The 23,301-nt window shown below is 65.8% G+C and carries 28 protein-coding genes; 6 read left to right on the plus strand and 22 right to left on the minus strand.

Annotated features, from left to right (window positions below; all coding sequences use genetic code 11):
* Nucleotides 1-30: 30 nt before the first annotated feature.
* The 3 genes from OG405_RS08180 to OG405_RS08190 all read right to left on the minus strand — a co-directional run bounded on the left by OG405_RS08180 (nt 31) and on the right by OG405_RS08190 (nt 1,979).
* Nucleotides 31-471 (minus strand): GbsR/MarR family transcriptional regulator, encoded by a 441-nt coding sequence (locus OG405_RS08180; RefSeq protein ID WP_327151007.1) that lies wholly within the window; start codon nt 469-471, stop codon nt 31-33.
* Nucleotides 468-1,292 (minus strand): alpha/beta fold hydrolase, encoded by an 825-nt coding sequence (locus OG405_RS08185; RefSeq protein ID WP_327151008.1) that lies wholly within the window; start codon nt 1,290-1,292, stop codon nt 468-470. The genes OG405_RS08180 and OG405_RS08185 overlap by 4 nt, the downstream gene beginning before the upstream one ends.
* Before the next feature lie 153 nt (nt 1,293-1,445).
* Nucleotides 1,446-1,979, minus strand: a complete 534-nt coding sequence (locus tag OG405_RS08190) for a PadR family transcriptional regulator (RefSeq protein ID WP_327151009.1) — start codon at nt 1,977-1,979, stop codon at nt 1,446-1,448.
* 196 nt (nt 1,980-2,175) lie between these two features.
* Between OG405_RS08190 and OG405_RS08195 the strand changes: the two genes are divergently transcribed.
* Entirely contained in the window at nt 2,176-3,192 is a 1,017-nt protein-coding gene (locus OG405_RS08195; protein WP_327151010.1) for a serine hydrolase domain-containing protein, read from the plus strand.
* A 78-nt stretch (nt 3,193-3,270) separates the two neighbouring features.
* On the opposite strand, the gene OG405_RS08200 is transcribed toward OG405_RS08195, so the two are convergent.
* Nucleotides 3,271-4,089 (minus strand): APH(3'') family aminoglycoside O-phosphotransferase, encoded by an 819-nt coding sequence (locus tag OG405_RS08200; RefSeq protein WP_327151011.1) that lies wholly within the window; start codon nt 4,087-4,089, stop codon nt 3,271-3,273.
* Nucleotides 4,090-4,171: 82 nt separating this feature from the next.
* On the minus strand, nt 4,172-4,651 hold the full coding sequence (locus tag OG405_RS08205) for an RrF2 family transcriptional regulator (protein ID WP_327151012.1): 480 nt from the start codon (nt 4,649-4,651) through the stop codon (nt 4,172-4,174).
* 102 nt (nt 4,652-4,753) lie between these two features.
* Here OG405_RS08205 and OG405_RS08210 point away from each other — a divergent pair, with 102 nt between their 5' ends.
* The gene (locus OG405_RS08210) at nt 4,754-5,524 is read left to right on the plus strand and encodes an SDR family oxidoreductase (protein ID WP_327151013.1); all 771 of its coding nucleotides are present in this window, start codon (nt 4,754-4,756) and stop codon (nt 5,522-5,524) included.
* A gap of 142 nt (nt 5,525-5,666) precedes the next feature.
* Here the strand turns inward: OG405_RS08210 and OG405_RS08215 are convergent, their stop codons facing one another.
* The 9 genes from OG405_RS08215 to OG405_RS08255 all read right to left on the minus strand — a co-directional run bounded on the left by OG405_RS08215 (nt 5,667) and on the right by OG405_RS08255 (nt 9,859).
* Nucleotides 5,667-6,242: an alkaline shock response membrane anchor protein AmaP gene (locus tag OG405_RS08215; RefSeq protein WP_327151014.1), complete on the minus strand. Its 576-nt coding sequence runs from the start codon at nt 6,240-6,242 to the stop codon at nt 5,667-5,669.
* Nucleotides 6,242-6,793, minus strand: coding sequence for a DUF6286 domain-containing protein (locus OG405_RS08220; RefSeq protein WP_327151015.1), 552 nt, complete (start codon nt 6,791-6,793; stop codon nt 6,242-6,244). The genes OG405_RS08215 and OG405_RS08220 overlap by 1 nt, the downstream gene beginning before the upstream one ends.
* 113 nt (nt 6,794-6,906) lie before the next feature.
* Nucleotides 6,907-7,227: an Asp23/Gls24 family envelope stress response protein gene (locus OG405_RS08225; RefSeq protein WP_327151016.1), complete on the minus strand. Its 321-nt coding sequence runs from the start codon at nt 7,225-7,227 to the stop codon at nt 6,907-6,909.
* Nucleotides 7,224-7,418, minus strand: coding sequence for a hypothetical protein (locus OG405_RS08230; protein WP_327151017.1), 195 nt, complete (start codon nt 7,416-7,418; stop codon nt 7,224-7,226). The genes OG405_RS08225 and OG405_RS08230 overlap by 4 nt, the downstream gene beginning before the upstream one ends.
* Nucleotides 7,419-7,449: 31 nt before the next feature.
* Nucleotides 7,450-7,905: an Asp23/Gls24 family envelope stress response protein gene (locus OG405_RS08235; protein ID WP_327151018.1), complete on the minus strand. Its 456-nt coding sequence runs from the start codon at nt 7,903-7,905 to the stop codon at nt 7,450-7,452.
* On the minus strand, nt 7,886-8,329 hold the full coding sequence (locus OG405_RS08240; RefSeq protein WP_327151019.1) for a hypothetical protein: 444 nt from the start codon (nt 8,327-8,329) through the stop codon (nt 7,886-7,888). The genes OG405_RS08235 and OG405_RS08240 overlap by 20 nt, the downstream gene beginning before the upstream one ends.
* Complete coding sequence (locus OG405_RS08245) at nt 8,326-8,697, minus strand: Asp23/Gls24 family envelope stress response protein (protein WP_327151020.1); 372 nt, start codon at nt 8,695-8,697, stop codon at nt 8,326-8,328. The genes OG405_RS08240 and OG405_RS08245 overlap by 4 nt, the downstream gene beginning before the upstream one ends.
* The gene (locus OG405_RS08250) at nt 8,694-9,302 is read right to left on the minus strand and encodes an Asp23/Gls24 family envelope stress response protein (RefSeq protein ID WP_327151021.1); all 609 of its coding nucleotides are present in this window, start codon (nt 9,300-9,302) and stop codon (nt 8,694-8,696) included. The genes OG405_RS08245 and OG405_RS08250 overlap by 4 nt, the downstream gene beginning before the upstream one ends.
* Nucleotides 9,293-9,859, minus strand: a complete 567-nt coding sequence (locus tag OG405_RS08255) for an RNA polymerase sigma factor (protein ID WP_327151022.1) — start codon at nt 9,857-9,859, stop codon at nt 9,293-9,295. Before OG405_RS08255 ends, OG405_RS08250 begins: the two co-directional genes overlap by 10 nt.
* A gap of 481 nt (nt 9,860-10,340) precedes the next feature.
* On the opposite strand from OG405_RS08255, the gene OG405_RS08260 reads away from it, so the two are divergent.
* Nucleotides 10,341-10,637, plus strand: a complete 297-nt coding sequence (locus tag OG405_RS08260) for a hypothetical protein (RefSeq protein WP_327151023.1) — start codon at nt 10,341-10,343, stop codon at nt 10,635-10,637.
* A gap of 87 nt (nt 10,638-10,724) precedes the next feature.
* On the opposite strand, the gene OG405_RS08265 is transcribed toward OG405_RS08260, so the two are convergent.
* Nucleotides 10,725-11,303, minus strand: coding sequence for a helix-turn-helix domain-containing protein (locus tag OG405_RS08265; protein ID WP_327151024.1), 579 nt, complete (start codon nt 11,301-11,303; stop codon nt 10,725-10,727).
* A 124-nt stretch (nt 11,304-11,427) separates the two neighbouring features.
* On the opposite strand from OG405_RS08265, the gene OG405_RS08270 reads away from it, so the two are divergent.
* The gene (locus tag OG405_RS08270) at nt 11,428-12,396 is read left to right on the plus strand and encodes an NAD(P)/FAD-dependent oxidoreductase (RefSeq protein ID WP_327151025.1); all 969 of its coding nucleotides are present in this window, start codon (nt 11,428-11,430) and stop codon (nt 12,394-12,396) included.
* Nucleotides 12,397-12,485: 89 nt separating this feature from the next.
* Nucleotides 12,486-13,595: an MFS transporter gene (locus OG405_RS08275; RefSeq protein WP_327151026.1), complete on the plus strand. Its 1,110-nt coding sequence runs from the start codon at nt 12,486-12,488 to the stop codon at nt 13,593-13,595.
* A gap of 184 nt (nt 13,596-13,779) precedes the next feature.
* On the opposite strand, the gene OG405_RS08280 is transcribed toward OG405_RS08275, so the two are convergent.
* The 7 genes from OG405_RS08280 to OG405_RS08310 form a co-directional block, all read right to left on the minus strand.
* Nucleotides 13,780-14,223 (minus strand): carboxymuconolactone decarboxylase family protein, encoded by a 444-nt coding sequence (locus OG405_RS08280; RefSeq protein WP_442790737.1) that lies wholly within the window; start codon nt 14,221-14,223, stop codon nt 13,780-13,782.
* Nucleotides 14,224-14,307: 84 nt separating this feature from the next.
* Complete coding sequence (locus OG405_RS08285) at nt 14,308-14,784, minus strand: RrF2 family transcriptional regulator (protein ID WP_327151028.1); 477 nt, start codon at nt 14,782-14,784, stop codon at nt 14,308-14,310.
* Nucleotides 14,785-14,906: 122 nt separating this feature from the next.
* A complete protein-coding gene (locus OG405_RS08290; RefSeq protein WP_327151029.1) occupies nt 14,907-16,253 on the minus strand; it encodes an FAD-binding oxidoreductase in 1,347 nt (448 codons plus the stop codon).
* Between the two features lie 72 nt (nt 16,254-16,325).
* On the minus strand, nt 16,326-17,690 hold the full coding sequence (locus tag OG405_RS08295; protein ID WP_327151030.1) for a GNAT family N-acetyltransferase: 1,365 nt from the start codon (nt 17,688-17,690) through the stop codon (nt 16,326-16,328).
* Nucleotides 17,691-17,739: 49 nt separating this feature from the next.
* On the minus strand, nt 17,740-19,035 hold the full coding sequence (locus OG405_RS08300) for a cytochrome P450 (RefSeq protein WP_327151031.1): 1,296 nt from the start codon (nt 19,033-19,035) through the stop codon (nt 17,740-17,742).
* A gap of 93 nt (nt 19,036-19,128) precedes the next feature.
* A complete protein-coding gene (locus OG405_RS08305; RefSeq protein ID WP_327151032.1) occupies nt 19,129-20,175 on the minus strand; it encodes an amidohydrolase family protein in 1,047 nt (348 codons plus the stop codon).
* On the minus strand, nt 20,165-20,929 hold the full coding sequence (locus tag OG405_RS08310; RefSeq protein ID WP_327151033.1) for a tryptophan 2,3-dioxygenase: 765 nt from the start codon (nt 20,927-20,929) through the stop codon (nt 20,165-20,167). The genes OG405_RS08305 and OG405_RS08310 overlap by 11 nt, the downstream gene beginning before the upstream one ends.
* 858 nt (nt 20,930-21,787) lie before the next feature.
* On the opposite strand from OG405_RS08310, the gene OG405_RS08315 reads away from it, so the two are divergent.
* The gene (locus OG405_RS08315) at nt 21,788-23,077 is read left to right on the plus strand and encodes a cytochrome P450 (RefSeq protein WP_327151034.1); all 1,290 of its coding nucleotides are present in this window, start codon (nt 21,788-21,790) and stop codon (nt 23,075-23,077) included.
* Nucleotides 23,078-23,301: the final 224 nt, after the last annotated feature.

The following is a 23,301-nucleotide window of genomic DNA, read 5'->3' on the forward strand; positions in this document are numbered from 1 at the left end:
CCGATACGGGCGGATCGAGCGGCGGATCACCTACGCCCGTCGGCCACGGAGCATCTTGTCGCCGGCATCCACGTATGCCTCGAAGAACTCGGCGATCTCCCCGATCCGGTCTTGTGTGGAGGCGTCGTGCGCGCTGTTCATTCCCGTCCGCAGGACGCTGATGAACGAGCGGGTCCGTTCGTGACTGGCCGCGAGCAGCTGCTCGAACCCGCCGGTCGCCTCGACGAGCAGCCGGCGGCTGCCCGGTTGTGGAATGGTGCGCGCGAGACCCCAGGAGACCAGTTCGCGTACGGCCGTACTCACCGCGCCCTTGCTCGAGTTCAATGCGGCACCGAGGTCGTCCAGCGATACCGGATCGGCGCTGATCAGCAGCCGGCCGTATACGCGGCCTGTTACGCGGGGCAGATTCCAGGTGGACAGGATGTCGCCCATCGCGGTGACGAATGCGGCTTGTTCGTTCTCGTCGGTCATCCGCGTTGTTCCTCCGCGGCGCTCTCCCAGGCATTGATCATGGCTCGGATTTCGCTGGTCGCCGCCTCCGGTGCGTCGAGAGTGACGACGTGGCCGGCCTCGGCAACGATATGCTCGGCCACTCCTTCGGCCTGCGCCCATCGTGCCATGGCGGTGGCGATGTTACCCGTGCGGTCGCGATCACCGCGGATCAAACCGAGCGGTACGGGCGTGCGGTAATCCGGGGTCGGATCGACCAGCGATACGGTGGCGCGCCAGACATCGAGGAAGGTACGTTTCGGCATCCGGGTGAACACCGTTTCGCACGCGGCGATCGCCTCGGGCGTCACGGCGGAAGCGCGGGCCATCAGTCGCGGCAGTCGGGCGGCGGGAACGAGTGCCAACGACGGAGCGGCGAGTTTCAACAATATCCGCTCCGAGCTGGTGAGCGGGCCCGCGTTCCAGGTGGAGCCGATGACGATCAGGGCATGCACGCGCTCGGGGGCGGTGCGGACCAGCTCCTGCGAGAGGTTCCCGCCGAGGGAATGTCCGATGAGGATCGGACGTTCGAGGTCGAGCTGCTCGATCAATGCGACGAGGTCGCCCAGGGAGCCCGCCGCGGTGAACCGGTGCCCCGGTGCGAGAGCCGACTCACCGTGGCCGCGCTGGTCCCAGACGACGACCCGATGGCCGGACTCGTGCAGGGCCTTCGCTTGCGTCTCGAACACGGTGTGGTCCATGCCGGCGCCGTGAGTGAATACCACCGCCCGGCGCTCGCCCGCGAGATCGCGAAAGCGCACAACACCGCCGTCGCGCTCCAAAGTCTGATTCAAATTCTCCATATTCTGAAAATAGCAAATTTATTGACCGTATGTCGGCGGAGCGTCTCCGGGACCGGTCGGCTACGGTGTGGGACGCCGGTTCCACGTCGATCGGAATTCATTCGCTGGCGATGTCCGCGCCGTACGTCACCCCCTGAAACCGGGAACGTTGCGCTATCGAAGAGGGTCGCGGTCGGCGAGGGCGGCGAACCAACTGAGCGCATGCCGTCCCGAAGCGATGCCATAGTCCAATGTCGCACGCTGGTAGGCAACTACCTCACGAGACTCCGGGGGTACGTCCATCGTGTCGAGATGTTTCTCCAGCGTTGTGACCTCGGCGAGATCGGCCACGGCCCGGTCCTGGATACGTCGCAGTACAGGTGCGCGATCGTCCGGATCGAGCAGCCCCAGGAAGAACAGTCGAGGCAGCGCTGTCGTCTCCAGGTTCGGCCCGCTGAGTTCGGCCGTCATCCACTCGTGGAACGCCAGCCGTCCGGCCTCGGTGGCGCGATAGACCTTTCTGCCTCGGCCGCCGGGCTCGATACTCTCGACCTCGATCAGCCCCTTGTCGAGCAGGGCGTCGAGGGCGCGCTTGATGCTGCCCGAGCTGGCGCTGTAGACGAGGGACACGCCGGCCTCGAAGTTCTTGATGAGGTCGTAGAGGCTTTGCGGGGCGATGAGCAGCATGCCCAGGATTACGTGTGCCACGAATGTCGATCGTACCCGGTTGACTCTATTAGACATCTCTATTAGACATGTCTAATAGAGAGGAAGGTAGATGCGTTCAGTGCCACGGATTTTCACGGCTACCACCAATCACGTCACCGACGAGGTCGATGCCGGCCTGACCCGTTTCGTGCGAAGGCTGAGCTCCGCGCCGGGTCTACATCACGTCAGCCTCGCCATGACCGATACCGGCGGGCTGTCTCGCTGGGCGGGCAGCGCCGGGCCGGACGGAGCCGGCGAGACAGAGATTCGCCCGGACACGCCCTTCTTTATCGCCTCGATCACCAAGCGCTTCATCGTCACCCTCATCCTGCAGGCGCACGAGCGCAACGAGGTCGACTTGGACGCGCCGATCACCACCTACCTGCCCACCTCGGTGACCGCCGGACTGCACGTCCGTGATGGGGTGGACCGCACACCGGCCATCACGGTGCGGCACTTGGCCGGTCACACTTCTGGATTGCCCGACTACTTCGAGAAGCGCCGGGGCGGTCCGAGCCTGTACCGGCAGTTGCGTGCCGGGCACGACATGTCCTGGACCTTCGAGGACGCAATCGCCATCACCCGCGAGCTCCAGCGCCCTCATTTCGAGCCGCAGAACCTCACCGCCGGGACGCAACGCGCGCGCTATTCCGACACGGGCTTCCTCCTGCTGATCCGCATACTCGAGACCGTCACCTCGCGCAGATTCTCTGATCTGCTCGCGGAGCGCATCATCCTGCCGCTCGGACTCTCCCGCACGTGGCATCCCTCCGCCGTGCCTGCCGAGCCGAGCCCGCCCGCGCCGCTGCCACTGCACCGAAGGCGGCGCCGCGTGGTGGTCGACGGTGTCATCGCGGCGAGCAACGATCTCTTCAGCACGACGAGGGATCTCCTCGCCTTCGAGCGGGCACTGGTCAACGGCGACCTCTTCGGCGATGCGAATACGCGGCACCTGTTGACCGCTCGGCGCAACCGACTCCGCAACGCCCCGGGCCTTCGTTACGGGCTGGGCACCATGATCTTCGGCGTCGGCAGGCTCAACCTGCCGCGGCGCGGGCCGGTGTCGCTCGTAGGCCACTCGGGATCGACCGGCACGTGGCTCTTCACCTGCCCCGAACTCGGCCTGCATCTGGCAGGTACGGTCGACCAGACCCAGGCTCGGGTCCTGCCCTTTCGGATCATGACCCGATGCCTGCAGATCTGGGACCGATGACCTGATACTCGAACAGGCTCGGCGGCTCCGAGTCGAGACCGGTGCAGTCGACACTCTCGCAGTCCGGTCCGACTCTCCTCATCCCCAGGTGAGGGGGTCGAGGTGCAGGTAAAAGCGCAGTCGGTCACGGTCCAGGACGAGGCCGTACCTCTCCGCGAGTGCTGTGTCGGCAATCAGCGCCTGCTCCTCGTTCTCCCAGGTTTCGCGCGCATTGGCGAGCAGCAGAGCCAGATCGGCGTAGCGGTCGGCCAACCCGAGGCGGCCCAGGTCGATGAACCCGGACACCTTCAGTGTTTCCGGATCCACGACGATATTGGGCAGGCACAGATCTCCGTGGCAGACGACCGTGTCCACAGACTCGTGGGCGATCATCTCCGCAATCCCGGGTTCGAGGCCGGCCAGTATTTCTGCGGGTGGCGTGTGCTGCTGCTCGACGGGAAGGAACTCCGGATTCACCGCGCCGCGACCGACGACATCACGCGCCATGGTGACCATCGCGTTCAGGCTTCGGTCGAAAGGGCAGCGTTCCGCGGGTAACTCGTGCAGCTCACGCACCGCGTCCGCGATGTGTTCCCAGGCCGCGCGGAGATCCGCGACCGATATCTGATCGGCCGGTACACCGGGGACGGTACTGGTCACCAGCAGTGCCCCCGCCTCGGCGGAATACCAATCGAGCATATGCGGGCCCGGCACACCCTGGCCGGCCAGCCACTCGACACGATCGTGCTCAGCCTTCAGTACGGCGGCGTCCACGGCCGGAACGCATTTGGCGTACCGGGAGGCGTCCTCGCTGCGAAAGACTGCGGCGCCCGACTCGCCTGTGGTGACAGGTGCCCAATCTTCGATGCTGTATCCCGCACTCGTCAATACATTTCGCAGGTCGCGGCCATCACTCATTTCGGCCACTTTAGTCAGCCCGTATCCTGAACCGACGCCTCGTCTTCCATGAACGGCACGTGGCCGGGCGAACCTCGCGGCTTCACCGGGAGCTCTCGTCGGCGCAGAGGAGAGCTCTGTTGCGTTCGGGTATTTCTGGAGGCAGAGACTCTACGAGTCGCTCGACCGTCACGGAACGCAGGCTGTCCCGCCAGGCATCACGTGCCGAGTCCATTACCGAGGCCAGTGTGCATCGCTCACGGCACTCCTCCGGCGGGCTCGCGCCGCGCCCCTGCTGACGGATCTCTCGGCACTGGTATGGGTCGCCTCCGCCGTCGATGGCTTCGACGATATCGAGGACGGTGATCTTCGAGGCCGGCCGCCCGAGACGAAAGCCGCCGCGTGCTCCCGGCGCACCCGCCAGGACCCCCGCCCTGACAAGTCGTGCCAGCTGCTTTGCGAGATAGGCGGGTGGAAGTGCGAAGTGCTCAGCGAGCTGAGCGGTACTCACAGCCTCGCCGGGCAGTTGGGCAAGCAGCGTTGTGCAGTGCAACACCCACTCCGTGCTCTCCGGCAGCTTCATATGCCGACTATATCGACCCACGTCATCGGCAATCGTTGACCTTCCGTCATGTATACCGCTATTGTGGATTCATATTGTCCATAATTAGCGAAAAGGAATCACATGCGTATTGCTGTCGTCGGGGCCAACGGCCGGACCGGAACCCTGACTCGTGTCGCTCTGGAGCGAGCCGGCCATGACGTGGTGCCTATCGGCCGCAGTTACGGCATCGACGTTCTGTCCGGTGAGGGGCTGGCCGACGCCTTCACCGGCGTCGAAGCGGTCGTCGACGTCACGAACAGCACCGCGGTCGAGGAGGAGGAGACGGTGCGGTTCTTCACCACCGCGACACGGAATCTGCTGGCAGCGGAGCGCACCGCCGGCGTCGGCCATCACATCGTGCTGACGATCGCGGGCCTCGGCAAGGTCAAGGGAAACGCCCACTATGTGGGGAAGCGCGCGCAGGAAGCGGAAGTCGAAGCGGGGGCGGTTCCTTACACAATCGTCCCAGCGACCCAGTTCCACGACTTTGCCGCGATGGTCGCGTCGTGGACCGAGAAGGACGGCGTCTCACCCATCGCCCCGCTTTTGATTCAACCTATCGCGCCGAGTGATGTCGCAGCCGTGCTGGCCCGAGTCGCGGTCGGTCCCGCGCAGGGGCGGCACGCTGATATCGCCGGCCCCGATCCCCAGGATCTGGTCGATATGGCGCGCCGCACTCATCTCGCGCGCGGACAGAACATTGCGCTGCGGCCGTCGTGGGAGAACGGGATTTTCGATGTGTCGATGGCGGGGAACATCCTTCTTCCCGCGGCCCCGGAGATCGCGCCCACGTCCTTCGACGACTGGCTCGACGGCGAGGCGACGCGTATCGAGCAGCAGGACATCGACTGATCGTCGAATGGCAACGCGAACGCACCCGATGTGTCGGCGCGCGGTCACCGGACGGGCAGGCCGGCAGGCCGGCAGGCCACCCCGGCCGACGTGTATCGCGGTGCTCGGGCCGCGTCGATGCGAAGTGACCTGTCAATGGGTTTCAGTGCAACCGGGCGCGGCGATCGGCGGTGGCCACGCGAAGTTCCAGACCGACGGTGATCTGGTCGGTCTGCAGGGCCCGACCCAACTGGGCGACGGCGTCATCGCGGATGCGGCGGCGCAGGTCGGTGATGTCGGCGTCGGGGGCGGCGGTGACCGATAGATGCAATCGCGGTGCGGTATGCGGACCGGTGAGCCATGCACCGGCATGTTCGACGTCGGTGTAGCTCTGGATGTCGGCGGCGACCGCCGCTGCCACCGTCTTCGACGACAGTACGGTGTCGCCGGTGCTCGGCTCGGGATCCAGATGCCATGACACCGGTTTCGGCATCCGGGAGAACTGGGCGATCAGCCAGCGCAGGCACAGCAGTCCGAGCACGACAGCACCGACGATCACCGTCCAGACCACCCAGGCCGGGGGAGCCGCTGTGCCGGGGACAAGACCCGGGCCGGTGCCGGGATGGTCGAGCCACCCGCTGTGCACGGCGACCACCAGCCCGCCGCCTGCGGTGAGCAGAGCTCCTGTCGAGGCGAGGACACTGCGGTTCAGCGTCGCGGGTCGATTCGCTCGCGTCATCAGCGTCGTCCTGACTGCGGAAGGTTCACTGCCGTGCCGGTGACCGGCGTGGTGTCGTGGCCGACTGTGGTGTCGTCGGAGCCCAGGGTTTTCGGTCGGCGTGATGTCCGGCTCCGGCGATCGGAGCGTGCGTGTTCGCGGGGCGTCGATTTCGGGGTGTGCAGGTCGGTTTTCACGCGCCGCACCGGATAGCCGAGTGCCGCTGCCCGGCTGCTCACTGTCGTGCAGATCGCATCGGCCATGCCGTCGTGGTCGTAGCGGTCGGTGCGTGCGGTGATCTTGACCGTGTCGCGGCCGGTGCCGGTGCGCGCCCGGGTGACGCCGTCCACGTCGGTGGCCGCTGTTGCCAGCACGGCGTGCAGGTCGCGACGCCGGATTCCGGCATCTATTCCGTCGCCACCGGACAGCGGCAGCACACGGGCGCGGCCGGGGAGTGCCGCCGCGAGCAGCAGCAGGATGCCGGTTACCGAGGCGACGATTCCGACGACCAGAACCACCGGGTCGTCCCATGCCGTGTCGTGGAGCCGCTGGGCCACGCTGTCGTACGACACGTACTCATGAGTACCGGTAACCCGTTGGATCAGTGAAACAGTCACCGCGGCACACGCCGCCAGCACGGTTAGTGCGAGGAGCGTGGCCGGCAATGTCCGGCGTGATCGGCGGATCACCGGACCCGCCCGGTCGGCGAGTGTTCGCGCAGGAACTCGGTGACGGTGATGTCCACGGCCGAGACCCCGAGACCGGTGAGTTCTTCGGTCCGGCGGACCAGGTGTTCGCGACAGGCGTCGGTGACCTGCCGCACCGGTTGCGGATAGTGCACCGGTATCCGGACCTCGAGAGTGGTGCGGTCCCCGGATATATCGGCATCGACCTGGACGTGGTCGCCGACACCGGGAACCTCTCGGGCGGCGTGCGCGGCGGTGCGCCATACCGTCCGTTCGCTGATGGTGGTGGTTCCGGGCAGGTCGGCGGCCGCGGCGGTCATCGGCGGTTCCTGCGCGCTTGCGCCGAGCGGGGCAGGCTGGTGAGATCCAGTTCTCCGTCGAGCCATCGGCCGACGAGCAGCCCGATGGCGCTGAAGATCAACACGATCGCGAACGCGCCGAATCCGCCGAACGCGGCGGCGAATCCGAGTGCGAGACCGATCGCCAGGCATATCGGCGTGGCGTTCATCATCGGCTCCTCTCCAGGGCCGGGCGGGGCACGGTCACTGCACCCGGGTGTTGGGGGTCTCCTCGGCGTCGTCGTCGCCGGGGATGAAGACATCGTTGACATGAATATTGACCTCGACCACTTCCAGTGCGGTCATCTGTTCGATCGCCGTGGTCACATTGCGCCGGACCGCGCGCGCCACATCGGCGATCGCGACCCCGTAGTCGACGACGATCTGCAGATCTACTGCGGCCTGGGTTTCGCCGACCTCGACGGCCACCCCTTGTCCGGTGCTGGCCGAGGCGCCGGGGATGCGTTCGCGCAGTGCGCCGAGCGCGCGGGCGGTGCCGCCGCCGAGGTCGTGGACGCCTTGGATCTCACGGGCGGCGAGCCCGGCGACCTTCTGGACCACGATATCGGCGATGGTGGTGGTCCCCTGGTCGGTGACCAGGGCGTTGCGCGTTTCGGTTTTGTTGCCGGTAGCCGGTTTGTCATTGGTCGCTGAGGTCATGGCTCCTCCTTGTTCCGTTGGAATATTTCGGTGTTCCGTTGGAATATTTCGGTTCCGTGTCCTCGCCCTCGGGCGTGGACACGCTCGGGTCGGCGGGACTCGACTCCGCCCGGCCGGTGGGGGATGCCGTGAACGCGGCGGCGTCGAGTTCGGTGACGACCAGCCGGAGTTCGGTGTGCTCCCACGGCGTGCCGGTCAGCAGTGCCCGCACCGCGCTGGTGAGGCGGGTGTACATCGGAGGTAGTGGTAACAGTGTCGCCACCACCCGAACTTCGATGACCGGCCCCAGGTCGACCGCGTAGCTGTGGATGTTGCGGGGCCGCCACGGTGTAAGCGCACCGATCAGCGGGGCGGCGGGCCGCGCGCCGGGGTCGGCGTCGATCGCCGAAACGATCGCGTCGATGAGTTCGTCGCGGTCGCTCACGGCGGCTCCGGTGCGATGTCGAGGACACAGACGCTGACTTCGTCGACATGGTCGCCGGTGTTCTCGAGAACCGAACGCACGATCGCACGCTGCACAGCGCAACCGACGTCGGTGGCCCGCGCTGTCGCCGAGATCGTGATATCGACCCATACCCGCAGCCGTGTATCGCTGCGCCGTACCCGCACCCCGTGTCCCGGCGCCGGGTCGGTGTCGCTCCAGCGTTGCCGGCCCGCCCGCCACGCCGCGCTCGCGAGGCCGCGCAGGCCCGGTTCCAGCCGCACCACGCCGGGTGTGGCGGCCGCGGTGTGCGCGCAGACCGCGGCGATCACCGGGGCCGCCACGACCAGCGATACCCGGTCGGTGGTCATCTCGGTGCTCCCGGCTCGGTATCGGGTCGGTCCTGGTACAGATCGCCCACGTGCACATCCAGGCGATGCAGGCTCACTCCGATCCGTTCGGGCAGCGCTACGGTCAGCCGGGCCCGCACTTGCTGTAGTAATTCGCCGATCGAGCCGGCACTGCGGCCGATCACCACTGTCATCTCTACGTCGACGCCCCGCTCACCGGCCATGCCGGGGTCGGTTGCGCGCACCCGGCAGCGGCGCGCCCGCACGCCGGGCACCGAGTCGGCCGCATACCGCAGGATCGCGGCCACCGCCTGCTCGCTGACCTCCACCGCACCCGGGTGCGGCGTCGCCAGGTCCAGGGTGCGGCCGCGCCGGGTTTCCGCGCGCACTGCGGACATGATGCGTCCCACCAGGTCCGGCGGTGGCGGTTCGGGTTCGTCGATCATCTGCCTGGTGGCGGCACGCAGAGCCAGCAAGCTTTCCCGGGCTGCCCGGCAATGCGGACAGTCGGCTTCGTGAGGGTCGGCGTGCCCTGCCTCGACCTCGTCGAGACGTTCCCACACCTGTTCCAGTTCGCGGCCACACGGCAGCGTGTAGCCCTGATCGGTGGTCTCGTTCACCGCCATGGCTTCATCACCTCCGCCAATTGGGCGCGCGCCCGCGCGATACGGCCACGCACTGCAGTGCCGCCGACCCCGACGATTGCAGCGATCTCCTCGTAGGTCAGGCCGTGCAGCTCACGCAGCAGCCAGCACGCGCGCTGTTCCGGGGTCAGCCCCAGCAGCGCCGTGTTCAGTGCTTCGAGTTGCGAGTGAACCTGCACCGCGACCTCCGGCCGGATATCGGTACGGGCCGATTCGGCCGTATCGAAGTCCACATCCACCCGCGGCCGCCGGGCCCGCAGCACGTTCAGGCAGCGGTTGATCGTCATCCGATACAACCAGCCGACGAACGCCGCGTCGTCGTCGAGTTGCCCCAGACGGCGCCACGCGGTCAGGAAGACTTCTTGTACAACGTCCTCGGCCTCCCCGCGGTCGGCGAGCATTTTCGTGGCCAGACCGAACATCTGCATCTGGCAGTGCAGCACCAGCTGTTCATAGGCCCGGATGTCGCCATCACGTGCACGGGCGACCAGAGTATCGATATCCAGGGCCCGTGTCGGCATCGATTCGATCGCGGTCACGCTCGCCTCCTCTACCGCTCACCTTCTAGGACACCGCAGCAGGGAAATCGTCACGCCATTATCGAACGAAGTTCTTCCGAGTGGTTGCTGAATCCGATATAGCACCGTGGTTGTGCGTGTTGGACTACGTGGTGAAGAGCCGGCGCATCACATTCCCTCGTCGACCGGCCGACAAGGGAATGAGAACTCGCAACCGTAACCGGTCCCAGCGTGGATACGCGCCGGATATCGACGAAACGGCATATCGGCGCAGGTAGATACTCGATTCGGTATTTCTCCGGCCTTGTTCAGGCTACCGCGTGCGCGGGATGCGCGAGGAAGGATTCGAGGTCACGAAAAAGCTCACCGCGTCGACCGGACATGATTTACGATCCAGGGTATGTGACCGTTGTCTCACCATTTGCTGCGTGCCGATTCGCGCTTCACCGAGTCGTTATGAGCAAGCGCTCCAAGGGCGCGAAACGACACGGAAGGGTCGACTATGGCTCGATATATTGCGAACCCGGCGACGAATCCGCAGGCCAACTCGGGTGTGGCACGAACTCAGGCCGATAACGGCCCGGCAACCCGAAAACCCATCGAGTACCGGCGCACCGTGATCCGGCGCCGCGTCGCCGGGCTGGATGTGGGCACCGCGGTGCTGGCCGTGATCACCTGCCTGCTGCTCGTCGTCGGCGTCACCGCCATCTCGCACTCTCTGGTGCTGGCAGTCACCGCGGCGCTGGGCATCACCGCCGGGCTTGTGCTCACTCTGGTCATTTTGCGGCCGTCCTGTTGATCCGCGCCCGTCCCGCAGTACGGCACCGATAGCCAGAACCCGAGGAGATGGCGAGGTGGTGGCTCATCCCTCACACGTGATCCTGCGTCAGCGTCGTGGGGTGCGGAGGTGGATGCGTTCGCCCTGTTTTCCGAAGAGGCTGAGTAGTTCGACGCTGCCGCGTCCGGCGGCGCCGAACCAGTGCGGAATCTGACAGTCGAATTCGGCTGCTTCACCGGTTCCCATGGTGAAGTCGTGATCGCCCAGTTTCACGCGGAGTTGTCCGCGGAGCACGTAGAGCCATTCGTAACCTGTGTGGGTCCGCAGGTGGGGCTGTTCGTCGTGCGCGGGGATGGTCATCTTGTAGGCGCGTGGTTCTCCCTGATGTCGCGACAACGGAATCAGGACTCGGCCGCCTGTCCTGGTGGGCTGCTGCGGCACGCGCGGATCGAGTATCCGGGGTGCGGAGACGATCTCGTCGAGGGGGATGCCGAGTGCAGCGGTGATCGGCAGGAGAAGTTCCAGGCTCGGCTTGCGTTGAGCTGATTCCAGACGCGACAGCGTGCTGGTCGAGATGCCGGTAGCTCGCGCGAGGTCGGCCAGACTGACGCCCTTCTTCTCGCGGGCGTGTCGCAGGCGAGGAGCGATCTGCTCGATCACGGCACCGAGGGTTGGTTGCTCGTCCATGGTGTCAGTCAACCGAATATGTCCCGGAATCGGCAACGATGCTTGTCGATATCGATTGAACTCCCCGATTCTGTCGGTGGAGGTGATCCGCATGGACGCAACAACAGATCCAACCGATGGATCGGTGACAGATGTGCTTTGGGACGCGATCGTCGTCGGTGGTGGGGCCGCCGGATTGTCGGCCGGGGTCGTGCTCGCGAGGTCGCGGTTCGCGACGTTGGTCGTTGATGGTGGTGCACCCCGAAACGGGCCCGCCGACCACATGCACGGGTATCTGACCCGGGACGGGATGGCGCCGAGAGAGTTCGTCGCGACCGGGCAAGCCGAGCTGACCCGTTACGGTGGGAGGCTCATGCGGGCGTCGGTGACCGACGCGCGGCACGCATCGGACGGCACGTTCGAGCTGCAACTCGATGACGACCGAGCCCTGCGCGCTCGGTCGGTGCTGGTCGCAACCGGGCTGACCGACGAGCTACCGGACATCGCGGGCCTGTCCGAGCGGTGGGCGTCGGAGGTACATCACTGCCCCCACTGCCATGGCTATGAAGTGCGGGGGCGGACCGTCACCGTGATCGGTAGCGCGATGGAAGCAGCATCGAAACATCTTGCCGCGCTGATGCGCCGCTACAGCTCGTCGGTAGCGTTCTGTGTCGACGGCATCGAGGTCAGCGCCGTCGAGCGGCAGCGCCTCACGGCGTACGGCGTACGCCTGATCGACGCGGGTGTCACGCAGGTGGTGACGAGCGCCGATACCGCGGCCGGGAACCTGGTCGCGATCGAGCTCGACAACGGTGAGACAGTCAGGTGTGCGGCCATCTTCGTGGCACCTCGCCCAGTGCCCCACGACACGATCCTGACCATGCTGGGCGCGGCCGAGGACCCGGTGAGCGGATTCGTTGCCGTCGACTCCCAAGGCGCCACGAGTTGCCCCGGGGTCTGGGCGGCCGGGAACGTGGTCAACCCCCGGGCTCAAGTCATCGCCGCCGCGAGCGCGGGCTCGACTGCCGCCATCAGCATGACCGGCTGGCTGCTCGACCGGGAGCTTTCTGCTGCCGTCTCGGCTGACCTGCTCGACGTCAGGAGTGCGAGCTGATGGTCAGCACCGACACAGAGAGGTCTCGAGCCAGTCGCTCCGAACGGCTGCCTACCGGTGTGTACCTGCTGGGTTTCAGCCTGTTCGCGATGGGAAGTGCAGAGTTCCTACTGGCTGGCGTACTGCCCGCGGTTGCCGCCGATCTGGACACCACGCTCTCCTCAGCTGGGCTTCTGATCACCGCGTTCGCGCTGGGTGTCGTGCTCGGCGGGCCGCCGTTGGCTGTTCTCGGTCTGCGCTGGCCGCGCCGGACCGCGCTGTTGATAACCCAGGGTGTCTTCGCAGCCAGCATTGTCGTCGGACTGTTCGGCAACTACCAGGTCTTGCTGCTCACCAGGGTGGTCGCAGGTATCGCCTACGCGGGCTTCTTCGCTGTCGCGTCGGTGACCGCGATCAGCCTGGTGACGCCGGACCGCAACGCCCGCGCCGCCGGAGTCGTGGTCAGCGGCCTCAGCTTGGCAATGGTCGCCGGCGGTCCCGCAGGCACATTGCTCAGCCACTTCACCGACTGGCGCGGCGGCTTCTGGGCCGTGGTGGTCCTCACGGTTGCCGGGATCATCGGCTGTCGCCTCGGACTCCCCACATCCGATTCGGACACCAACCCGACTACCGGGCCGAGCGTGTCGCGGGAGCTCGCCACGATGCGGAACCCGATGCTCTGGGGCATCTACGCGATCACGATCCTGACCACGGCGGCATACATGATCACGTTCAACTACCTGGCAGCCATGCTCGCCGACATCACCACCGTCCCCGAGGTGTGGATCCCGGCGATCCTCGCGCTCTTCGGAGTCGGCGCCTTCGTCGGTCTGTCCATCGGCGGCCGCGTCTCCGATCAGCGCCCCCACCTCGCACTGCTCACCGGCGCCGCGGCCATCGTGGTCCTGTCGGTCGTCATGGTTGTCGCGATCGGGCAGGTCTGGGCGGTGGTACCTACGGTATTCCTGATCGGCATCGCCGCGTTCGTGCTGAACCCCGCCGTCTACGGCCGCGTCTTCGCGATCGCAGCCGATGCCCCGACCCTCGCCGGCGCCACCACTGTGTCAGCATTCCAGCTGGGCATCAGCATCACCCCCGTTCTAGCAGCCGGTTCACTCACACAAGGGGCCGCTCTCACATCGGTGTGCTTGATCGGAGCCGCCCTCGCCGCGACCGCTATCCCCCTCATTCTCCTCGACCGGGCACGGCAGGTCCGCTGAACGAAACACATGGCGGCTGAAACAACCTCAGCCGCCGTGTGTTCGGCGCACGGCGGGCCGCCACGGCCCCGATCGAACCTGAGAGAAATCCACAGGCATCCGCCGCTGATCGTGGTCGGTAACGGGTTCGTTCGCCGACGGCGTGCTCGGTCAGAATTGGGCGCGTTGTGCCCGCTGGTGCGCGTCAGCGGAAGGAACCGGCGACCAAGCGTGCTGCGATGTTGATCCGGTTCCAGGCATTGACCGAGGCGATAGCCATAACGAGCGCGGCCAGATCCTCGTCGCCGAAGTGGTCGGAGGCTTGCCTCCACACTTCGTCGGGGACACCGCCGGGATTGTCAGCTACCCGGGTGATCGCCTCGGTCAAAGCCAGAGCCGCGCGTTCGGTGTCGGAGAAGAACGGCGCATCGCGCCAAGTCGCCACAGACCACAGCCGCTGGTCACTCTCTCCTTCCTTGCGTGCCCGATGCGAGTGCATGTCGGTACACACCGAGCATCCGTTGATCTGGCTGGCCCGAATGCGAATCAATTCCAACAGATTTCGGGGCAGCCGACCCTCGGCGAGGGAGTCCTCGACAGCCGTCAACCCGAGGTAGCCACCCCTGGCGAGCTTGTACACGTCGGGCATCCGTGCTTCCATGATTTGAAACCTTCCTTGATATCGAATATCCAGAATTTACTCTGAACGATCCCCGCCGTGGGGCGGGAAGTTCTACCTCAGCTCTGCGAGTCGGCTTCGGGTCAGTTCGGGTGTATCGGGATCGAGCTTTTCGACATCGGTCTTGATGTCACCGATGGTCCGGTCGGCCAGCGTCCGGCGCCACGCCAGATCCGCTTGCCGCATCGCCTGTGAGACAAGGCATTCCTTGCGGTAGTCGATATCCTTACGGGCACCTGGCCTGCTCTTCATCAACTGCTGGCATCGGAACGCCTCCTGCGCGCCTTCGATCGCGGTCACGACATCGAGCAGTGAGATCGTGTCAGGGTCGCGCGCCAACCGGAATCCGCCGCGCGGCCCCGAGGTCGAGGTGAGAATCCCCGCGCGAACCAGCGCCTGCAACTGTTTGTTCAGGTATGCCGCAGGCAGGGCGAAGAAGGCGGCGAGCTGAGCCGCTGAAACCGCCTCCGCCGGCTCGACCCAAGCGAGGTTGAGGCAACTGTGGATCGCCCACTCGACACCTTCGCTCATCTGCATATCCTGGATGTTACACATCCAGGATATGCGGGTCACGACCAAGTGGCATCAGCACTGACCAGCCGGATCGGCTCAATGCTCGGTATCGGTGGCGATGAACGGAATCCGAGGTCTGTTCACCTGATCGCGGGTGGGATATTGCGGTTTCCGCGCAGGAGGTTGGTGGGGTCGTAGATCTGTTTGAGCGCTGTCAGGCGTTCGTATCCGGGGCCGTAGGCACTGGCTGTGCGGTGGTCCTCGTCGTCGTCGAGGTAGTTGGCGTAGCAGGCCTCCATCGCCAGTGGTCCCAGGTGCTTGCTGAGCTCTCTGGTCCAGACCTTGTGGGTGTCATCGTGTTCGGGCTCGGTCCATCCGGCGATGGCCAGGAAGGAATACCGGGCATCGCGGCCGTGGAAGGAGGTGGCGTCCGGGCTCACCGTGGCGATGGCGCCGCCGAGATGTTCGAGGAAGATTCCGGTGAGGGGCGCGGTGATCCGTTCGCCCTGGTCGAGGATCAATTCGATGACCTCATCAGTCAGCTCGTCCAGGTAGTGGCTGCGGAGGTGGTAACGGGGGCCGTACGGCGTGCTGGTGTTGTGCAGGGCGTGCAACTCGATGGCACTGGCTTCGTGGAAAGCATCGCGCCACGGCAGGCCGAGTCCGGTGAGCGGCTCGAGTGCGCGTTCGGCGTCGGCGCGGGCACCGTTGAAGCAGACACCGATGCTGGCGGTGCGGGTCCCGTCGGGATTGACCTTGTAGTAGAAGTCCGTGACGAGTTCGCTCGGTGCGGTCGCGGTGATCTGCCGATAGGTGCGCAGGACCTCCCGCGCCTGCGTTACCGGGTAGGCAACAACCCCGACGGTGACTCGCGGGACGGTGTGCATGCGGAGAGTGAGGGAGGTGACCACGCCGAAGTTGGCGCCGGCGCCGCGCACGGCCCACAACAGATCCGGATCGGTGTGTTGGTTGACGGTGCGATGTGTCCCGTCCGGGGTCACCATGTCGACCTCGATGATGTTGTCGCATCCGGTCCCGCAACTGCGCATCAACAACCCGTATCCGCCGTGCAGCGAAAAACCGGCTACCCCGACGGAGGCGGATGCGGCGCCGGTGGTGGCCAGCCCGTACGGATGAGCCGCGGCCGCCAGCTCACCCCACTGGACGCCGGCCCCGACCCGGGCGATCTTCCCGACAGGGTCGATCGTGACCTCGCGCATTCGAGCGGTGGACAACACGATGCCGCCGTCGGGGACAGATCTGCCCGCGACATCGTGTCCGGCCCCCGCGACCGCGAAGGGCAAGTCCGCCTCGTGGGCGTATTCGAGCACCCGCTGGACGTCGGGCACATCCGCACACCGGAAGATCAGCGCCGGCTGCCGGTCGATGCCCTTCCAGATGACTCGGGCGGCGTCATAGTCCTCGTTACCGGGTCTCAGGACCTGGCCGTGGAACTCGGCCAGCACTTTTTCCAAGTTGGCGGACATGCACATTCTCCTGTTGCGGTAGCGGGTCGAGGCGCTGATGGCTCGGGTCGGCCGACCCGATAATGGTGGGTGTCAGATGAGCGGCCAGACATCCGACTGCTGCTCGGGGAACAACAGGGGGAGCAGCACACTGCCGCGAGTGGTTTGCAGGCGGCAGTCGGGGAAGGCCCGGGCCAGCTCGGCCCAGGTGGCGTGGCCGAAGATCAGCTGGTGGAACATCTGCTCGGGCAGCGAGGCGTCCGATGCTCGCCGGCTGTGTCCCGCCCACGCCTCGACCGCGCTCAGCTTGCCGCTGTCGAAGGAGAGGCGGATACCGTGGCGGTAGAGGTCGAGGTGAACGTCGCCGCTGAGGGCTTCGGCCGCGGTACCGATCAGACGCTGCTCCAATACCGGGGCGATCTCGCGGAGTAGTGCGGCCACGTCGGGTACCCGGAGGAACCAGCCGATCTCGGGCGGGCGCCGGACCAGCAGGTCGCCGAGTACATCGTAGGCGGGGTGCTCTCGGCCCAACCACAGCATGTAGCTCTCCGGGGTTCCTCGGTCGGGCAGGGTGAGCTGCCGGAGCACGCCGGCCACGACCTCGAACCAGGAAACCTCCGGCGCCAGCTCGAAGCGAGCGATCGACACCGTCGGTTCCGGGCACGGCAGGCCGGGTAACCAGCTGGGAATGGGGAAACTGGGGGTGCCGCCGTAGCCGAGCACCAGATACCCGACCGGCCTTGCCGCCCTTTCGATGATCAGTATCTCGCTGTGGACCATGCTGCCGACGTCGCGACCGAACAGCTCATGGCGCCACTGGGTCTCGTCGCGGACACACGCCAGTAGCCCCCTGTTCATTGCTCGGGCTTCGGTATCGATGAGGAATGCGATGTCCTCGACTGTCGCGGGCCGCGTCGTGACCGCTTCGTCGCCTTCTCGAATCGCGGGAAGGTCCCGGATGTGTCCACCGCGACCGGCCCGTTGGGTGATCGCGGGCAGCAGACCCGTATCGCTCCGAAAAGACAAGATATCGGTGATGCCCTGGATCAGGTCCCCGCGCAGCGTGCTCGTCTCGAGTAGGGCGTTCAGCTGTTCCTTCGACAGTCCGTGGCCTCGATAGTCCGGCCGGGTGGCCGCCAGCTCCATGAGGCTGACACCTAGCGGTACTCCCGCATACGACCAGGTTTGCGGGACCATCAGGAAGCTGGATACCAGCTCGCCGTGTCTGTCCTGCACCACGAGCATATCGTCGGTACCGATCGTGGGATGGCCCTTGTCGAACAGATCGCGCTGCCACTGTCCGACGGTGGCGTTCGGTGTGCCGTCCGGGGCGGCGTGCACCGAGGCCAGCAGATCACCGAGCGCGTCCCGATCTTCCGGGACGGCGTGACGCAACAGCAGACCGTCCGAGAGCATCCGGGGTAGTTGCGCCGGGGCGGGTGGTCGCTTTGCGGACATGGTTCCTCCAGTGAGCTCGGGCAGTTGGTGGCCCTTTCCGATCCGCTGATCAGCCGATGTGCTGGGCGGTGAGGTGCGGGCACGACAGATCCGAACCCGCACGAGCCGCCGGGTTTACAGCGGGTCGTCCCAGTGTGACCGGCAAGGTGTCGAGGCCACGGACATAGCCGCATCGGCGTTCGGGTTCATCGGCGAGCTCCATATGAGGGAACCGCCGGCTCAATTCGGCGAAGTACACCTCCAGCTCGGTCTGAGCCAGAGCGTTGCCCAGACAGACATACGCGCCGCCGCCGAAGGTCAACGGCCGCGGCCCGGACCGCCGGATATCGAATCGGTCCGGATCCTCGAACACTTGCGGATCCCGGTTGGCGGCGCCGAGCAACGGCGCGATCACCGAGCCGCCGGGAACAGCGACGTCACCGATCTGTACCGGCTGGTCGGTCACGCGTATCACTCGGTGGAGCGCACAATCCCACCGCAGCGCCTCGCTGACCGCGCCTGCCACCAGCGATGGATCATTGCGGAGCAGGTCGTACTGGTCGCGGTCGGCCAACAGCGCGGAGGTGCCGGTGCCGATGGTCAGGGTGGTGGTTTCGAAACCGGCCGTGAACAGGAGGATGACAAGGCTGAGCAGTTCCTCTTCGGTGAGCCGGTCCCCCTCCTCGTCGCAGGCGGCGAGCAGGCCGGAGGCCAGGTCGTCGGCCGGGTGATCACGGCGATACCGGAGCAGTTCGGTGAAATAGTCGCGCACCTCCACCATCGCGGCATTCGCACGTGCCAGGGTGGAATCGTCGACCACCAGATCCATCACCCGCAGAATGTCCCCGAAAACCCACCGGAACCTGGGCAGATCGGTATCCGGTACGCCGACCAGAGACGCGATGACCGCAACCGGCAGCCGGAACCCGACTACATCCTGGAGATCCACCACGGCGTTGTCCGCGCCGTGCTCTTCGAGTGTGTCGAGCAGCCCGGCGACCACCTGCTGTATCGCCGGCACCAGAGATTCCACCCGGCGCCGGGTGAATGCCCTGTTCACCAGTCGCCGGATCCGGGCATGACTCGAATGCCCCTCGAACGGCAGGCTGGTGAAACACCAGACGGCCGCCGGATGCTCCTGCCACCCGGGCATGATGCGGTCGTGCCATGCGTGATCGGGCACGCGCACATCCGGACTGCTCAGCGCCCGGTGGCAGTCCTCATAGCGGCTGATCAGGTACATGTCCATGGAATCGTCGAAGAACACCGGCGCGGCGTCGCGGAGTTGGGCGTAGGCCGGGAACGGGTCTGCGGGCGCGCCGGCGAGCGTGCGGACCGCTGCGGCCGCCTTATCCAGGTCGGACATCAGAACCTCTCAACATCTGAGCAGATAGGTAACACGAACTGCGAAGGGTATGAGCCGAAGGGGTCGACCGGCCCGCCACAGATGAGGTAGACGTCAGCCCCCTCCGTCCGAGTCGGTGACGTTCTGCCCACCCTTCAAGACGGCGCCCGCCTGCCCGAGGACGGCGGGGTTCGCGATCGGATCACCGGGCACGACGCTCACGTCCGCGGGTGCACCGGGCCGCAACGGCGCTCCGGTGATCGCGTCCAGCACCTCGGTCGGGCTCAGCCCGGCTTCGGTGAGCGCGGCGATCTCGCGGGTGTTCACGCCGAGCGGCAGCGGGCCGTTGCCGAGATCTGTCCCGTACCGCACCACACCTCCGGCACTGTGGAAACGGCGCAGGTTCTGTAGGGCGATCTCACGGTCCGGGGAGGGTTCGCCCCAGCCGTGGATGTCGATCGTAGAGATGATCGTTGTGTCGCGGGCCAGGTCTGCGATGAGCCGGTCGTCGAGGATTTCGGTCCACGGCGTGTGGGCGAGTACTCGCACCCCCGCCAGCTGGGCTCGCCGCGTCTGGCCGGAGCCCTGTGTATGCGCGGTGACCGGAATACCGTGGGCGTCCGCCGCGCGGACGATTGCGTGCAGGGTGGCGTCGTCGACAACCGGACCGGCCTGGGAATTGAGTGTGATCTTGATGGTGGCCGGGCGATGAGCGACCAGCGCTTCGACCGCCCGTCGGGCGGCCGCCGGATCGTCGACTTCGATGGCGACCAGCGGTGGTGCCCACGGCTGCCGGGAAGGATAACCGCCGGGGGCGGTGAGGAACGGTCCAGCGGCATGAATACGGGGGAGGCCGGGATCATGCCGGGCGCGCTCGACCAGCGGCCAGATCTCGGCGGGGGCCCAGCCCAGATCCATGACAGTCGTCACGCCCGCCGCCAGCAGTTTTTCCGGCTGGATCAGTGCGGCGTGCACGTGATAGTCGATGAGCCCGGGCAGCAGCACCCCCTCGATGTGCTCGCGGTGCGTGGCGTCCGGGGCAGCCGGGAGCGGCCCGATCCAGCCGATCTCGCCTTCGCGCACGCCGATGGCCGTGGGACCGGCGAGTTCTCGCCCGCCCAGCCACGCCGCGTCGGCGGTGAGGAGGCAGTCAAATATCATGCGGCTTCACCAATTCGGGAAAGTACAGCGCGTCGATGGTCCCGCTGAGATATCCGGCACCTGAGGTTCCGCCGGTGCCCGGCTGGTCGGCGAGGTGTTTTCGCACGATCTCGAGATGCCGCAGCCGCCATTCCCGCAGATATGCGTCGATGCCCGCGAGCTGTTCGCAGATCTCGTATTCGACGCCGTGATGTCCGGCGGCATAGATGCCCTGGAAGATACCGACCAATTCCGGCGTGGTGTCGCGGCTTCGGCACCGATCCCCTTCGAGGAACCGCTTCGGCACCGGATGACCCCGCCGGTGCAGGTAACCGATCAGCTCATCGAACAGGCTCGGGCCGGTGGCGTACTCCGGCGCGAGATCCCGCCAGGCGGGATGCCGTCTCCCGAGCAGGAACTCCAACGCCCGATACTGTTCGGAATACATGCCGGACGCAGGACCGAGAAGCGGCCGGATCCGATGGAACGCGGCGGGTGTCAAGGTGTCCAGAATCAGCCATTGGTTGTTCAGCAGTAGCAGTATCTGCTGTGTTCGCGCCAGCTTGGGCACCACCGGCTCGTCCTTGCTGAACGCCTCCCGCGCCGCGGTCAGTTCGTGTAACAGGAGCTTGAACCACAGTTCGGTGGCCTGATGGAAGATGATGAACAGCATTTCGTCGTGCTCTTCGGGCTCGGTGCGCACCCGCTGCGCATCGAGTATCCGATCCAGGTTCAGGTACTCCAGATAGGCTGACCTGCCCTGGTCTCTGCTCATGAATTGCTCCGCTCATCTGGTCGGGTGCCGCCTCGCGCCCAGGCATGACGAGCTTCGCCGTCGAGGCGAGCCGAACACAGTCCGAGGTTGTGCCGTCGCCTACCGGACGAGATCGTCGGCGCGCACTGCTCGGTATTTGACACAGTCGTGAATTTAGCGTGCGAAACTCGGACGGAACGGATGCAAAACTTCCCATGGTTGGGCATTGATGCGTCCGTATCGAGGCCGGAATCGATCGAGAGCTCGAACCCGGATGTGAGCCAGTCGGATACGGCTGCCGAGGCTACCCGAACCGGTCCCCGACCTGGTCTGCGACGGAGATGCAACCGATACGCGGGGTCCATGATCGCCCGCGCGACTCCGCCGCCGATACCTGATGGGCCTTTTTTGCGCGAGGCCGGTGCAGCCACCGTGCCGGTCGGGTGTCGGGTGCCGGGTGCCGGGTACTCGGTTCTCCGGAATCCGGTCATCCAAGGGGCGACGGAGTCGCCGGTCCGAAAACCGCCCTATCGCTAATTTGGCGGAAATGTGACATACAAAAACATTCTCGAGGGCGTACGGGTTCCCGTATCGAGGCGAGATCGCTCGCACGGGCGGCCGGATGGCGCGGGCTCCGGGTCGGCGCGGATCCTCGGCGAGCGGAATCCGTTGCAGAAATGCGGAATTGGGAAGCCGTTGCCGCGCAACAGCCTGGCCTGCGCTTCTGGGTATCCTGCCCCGCTCGCCGGCCGGCCCGCAGGTGTCGGTGCGCCGCGCGGTGGTCGATCGCACTACTCTCACGCTTGCGGCCGATCCGTCACACCAATACTGTTCCGACACAGGAGATGTCCCATATCGGACAACTTCTCGGATCTGTTGTTGTTGCTTTCATTGGAGTTCCAGGCATTGACCAAGTCCCTACCGTCGCCCCGAACCGGCACCGCCGAATGCCCGTACTCCGCGCCCGGCCGGACCGATGTCCCGTCTCGGGATGCTCTGTACACCGAGGAGTATGCAGCCGATCCGCATCGTGTCTTCGCCTGGATGCGTAGTCGGCACCAGACGCTGGCGCCGGTGGAGCTGGCCCCTGGCATTCCGGCTACTTTGGTGATCGGGTATAATACCGCGATTCGGATCTTCAATGACCCCGAGCACTTTCCGGCCGACGCGCGTTCGTGGGAGAAGACCGTTCCTGCCGACCATCCACTCATGCCCATGATGGCCTGGCGTCCCAACGTGATGCGCAGCACCGGAACGGAACATGCCCGCTACCGGCAGGCGATCACATCTGCCCTCGATGGGGTCGATCTGTTCTCCATGCACCAGAATATCGAAGCGGTTGCCGCTCCGCTGATCAACGACTTCTGCATGAACGGCGAAGCCGAGATCATCGGCCAGTACGCTTTCCCGCTGACCTTCCAGGTGCTCAACGCCATGCTGGGTTGCCCACCGGGTCTCGGGCAGGACATTGCCGCCGGTATGGCTGCCATGTTCGAAGGCGGCGCCGCCGCCACCGACGCGGACGCCAGGATCAACGAAGCGCTCTTGGAGCTGGTCGCGCTCAAGCGCGCCGAACCCGGCCGCGACATCACCTCTCGGCTGCTGGCCCACCCGGCGCGGCTCCAGGATTCGGAGATGGTGCACCAGTTGGCTGTGCTCTACGGGGCGGGGATCGAGCCACTGACAAACCTGACGGTCAACACCCTGCTGCTCATGATCACCGACCCCCGGTTCACCGGCACATCCGCGCCCGGTGCGGCCCCGACGACGCAGGACGCACTCAACGAATTGCTGTACACCGACCCCCCGATGGCGAACTACTGTCTCAGCTACCCGAGGCAGCCGATCATGCTCGACGGAGTCTGGTTGCCCGCCGATCAGCCGGTAGTCATCGGCATGTCGGCCTGCAACAATGATCCGGCGATCCACTCGGGTCAGTACACCGACAACAACGCGCATCTGGCATGGGGTTCCGGTCCGCATGCCTGCCCGGCCAGGTCGATCGCCTACATGATTGCCCACAACGCGATCGATCAGTTGCTCGACGCGCTCCCCGAAATGCGGCTTGCCTGTCCGGTCGACCAACTGCGTTGGCGGCCCGGCCCTTTCCATCGTGCGCTGGCGGCGATGCCGGTGATGTTCCCGCCGTCTCCACCCCTCGGCTTTTGATGTCGCTGTGATGTGGCCACATGCGGCTGCAGCATGGATGTTTCAGATTTCGCGAGCACGCTGCGCTGCGGCCGCACGGCATGGTTGTGTACATTATTCGAATCGAATAACGTTGCGCCGGAACAAGTCCTGCGAACACCGGATGGATCGTAAAAAACGTCAGGGATGAGGCGAGAGGATCGCGCTGTAGCCAGGTCTATTCTAGAATTGTTTGTAGCGCTAAC

This window comes from Nocardia sp. NBC_01329, from assembly GCF_035956715.1.
In the GTDB taxonomy this organism is placed as follows: Bacteria; Actinomycetota; Actinomycetes; order Mycobacteriales; family Mycobacteriaceae; genus Nocardia.

What these genes read in the sequence shown, in the direction of transcription:
- OG405_RS08180 (WP_327151007.1), bottom strand. Translation starts at nt 471, where the DNA reads ATGACCGACGAGAACGAACAAGCCGCATTCGTCACCGCGATGGGCGAC.
- OG405_RS08185 (WP_327151008.1), bottom strand. Translation starts at nt 1,292, where the DNA reads ATGGAGAATTTGAATCAGACTTTGGAGCGCGACGGCGGTGTTGTGCGC.
- OG405_RS08195 (WP_327151010.1), top strand. Translation starts at nt 2,176, where the DNA reads ATGACCGATACCGGCGGGCTGTCTCGCTGGGCGGGCAGCGCCGGGCCG.
- OG405_RS08200 (WP_327151011.1), bottom strand. Translation starts at nt 4,089, where the DNA reads ATGAGTGATGGCCGCGACCTGCGAAATGTATTGACGAGTGCGGGATAC.
- OG405_RS08205 (WP_327151012.1), bottom strand. Translation starts at nt 4,651, where the DNA reads ATGAAGCTGCCGGAGAGCACGGAGTGGGTGTTGCACTGCACAACGCTG.
- OG405_RS08210 (WP_327151013.1), top strand. Translation starts at nt 4,754, where the DNA reads ATGCGTATTGCTGTCGTCGGGGCCAACGGCCGGACCGGAACCCTGACT.
- OG405_RS08215 (WP_327151014.1), bottom strand. Translation starts at nt 6,242, where the DNA reads ATGACGCGAGCGAATCGACCCGCGACGCTGAACCGCAGTGTCCTCGCC.
- OG405_RS08225 (WP_327151016.1), bottom strand. Translation starts at nt 7,227, where the DNA reads ATGACCGCCGCGGCCGCCGACCTGCCCGGAACCACCACCATCAGCGAA.
- OG405_RS08230 (WP_327151017.1), bottom strand. Translation starts at nt 7,418, where the DNA reads ATGATGAACGCCACGCCGATATGCCTGGCGATCGGTCTCGCACTCGGA.
- OG405_RS08235 (WP_327151018.1), bottom strand. Translation starts at nt 7,905, where the DNA reads ATGACCTCAGCGACCAATGACAAACCGGCTACCGGCAACAAAACCGAA.
- OG405_RS08245 (WP_327151020.1), bottom strand. Translation starts at nt 8,697, where the DNA reads ATGACCACCGACCGGGTATCGCTGGTCGTGGCGGCCCCGGTGATCGCC.
- OG405_RS08250 (WP_327151021.1), bottom strand. Translation starts at nt 9,302, where the DNA reads ATGGCGGTGAACGAGACCACCGATCAGGGCTACACGCTGCCGTGTGGC.
- OG405_RS08260 (WP_327151023.1), top strand. Translation starts at nt 10,341, where the DNA reads ATGGCTCGATATATTGCGAACCCGGCGACGAATCCGCAGGCCAACTCG.
- OG405_RS08265 (WP_327151024.1), bottom strand. Translation starts at nt 11,303, where the DNA reads ATGGACGAGCAACCAACCCTCGGTGCCGTGATCGAGCAGATCGCTCCT.
- OG405_RS08275 (WP_327151026.1), top strand. Translation starts at nt 12,486, where the DNA reads ATGGGAAGTGCAGAGTTCCTACTGGCTGGCGTACTGCCCGCGGTTGCC.
- OG405_RS08280 (WP_442790737.1), bottom strand. Translation starts at nt 14,223, where the DNA reads ATGCCCGACGTGTACAAGCTCGCCAGGGGTGGCTACCTCGGGTTGACG.
- OG405_RS08285 (WP_327151028.1), bottom strand. Translation starts at nt 14,784, where the DNA reads ATGAGCGAAGGTGTCGAGTGGGCGATCCACAGTTGCCTCAACCTCGCT.
- OG405_RS08290 (WP_327151029.1), bottom strand. Translation starts at nt 16,253, where the DNA reads ATGTCCGCCAACTTGGAAAAAGTGCTGGCCGAGTTCCACGGCCAGGTC.
- OG405_RS08295 (WP_327151030.1), bottom strand. Translation starts at nt 17,690, where the DNA reads ATGTCCGCAAAGCGACCACCCGCCCCGGCGCAACTACCCCGGATGCTC.
- OG405_RS08300 (WP_327151031.1), bottom strand. Translation starts at nt 19,035, where the DNA reads ATGTCCGACCTGGATAAGGCGGCCGCAGCGGTCCGCACGCTCGCCGGC.
- OG405_RS08305 (WP_327151032.1), bottom strand. Translation starts at nt 20,175, where the DNA reads ATGATATTTGACTGCCTCCTCACCGCCGACGCGGCGTGGCTGGGCGGG.
- OG405_RS08310 (WP_327151033.1), bottom strand. Translation starts at nt 20,929, where the DNA reads ATGAGCAGAGACCAGGGCAGGTCAGCCTATCTGGAGTACCTGAACCTG.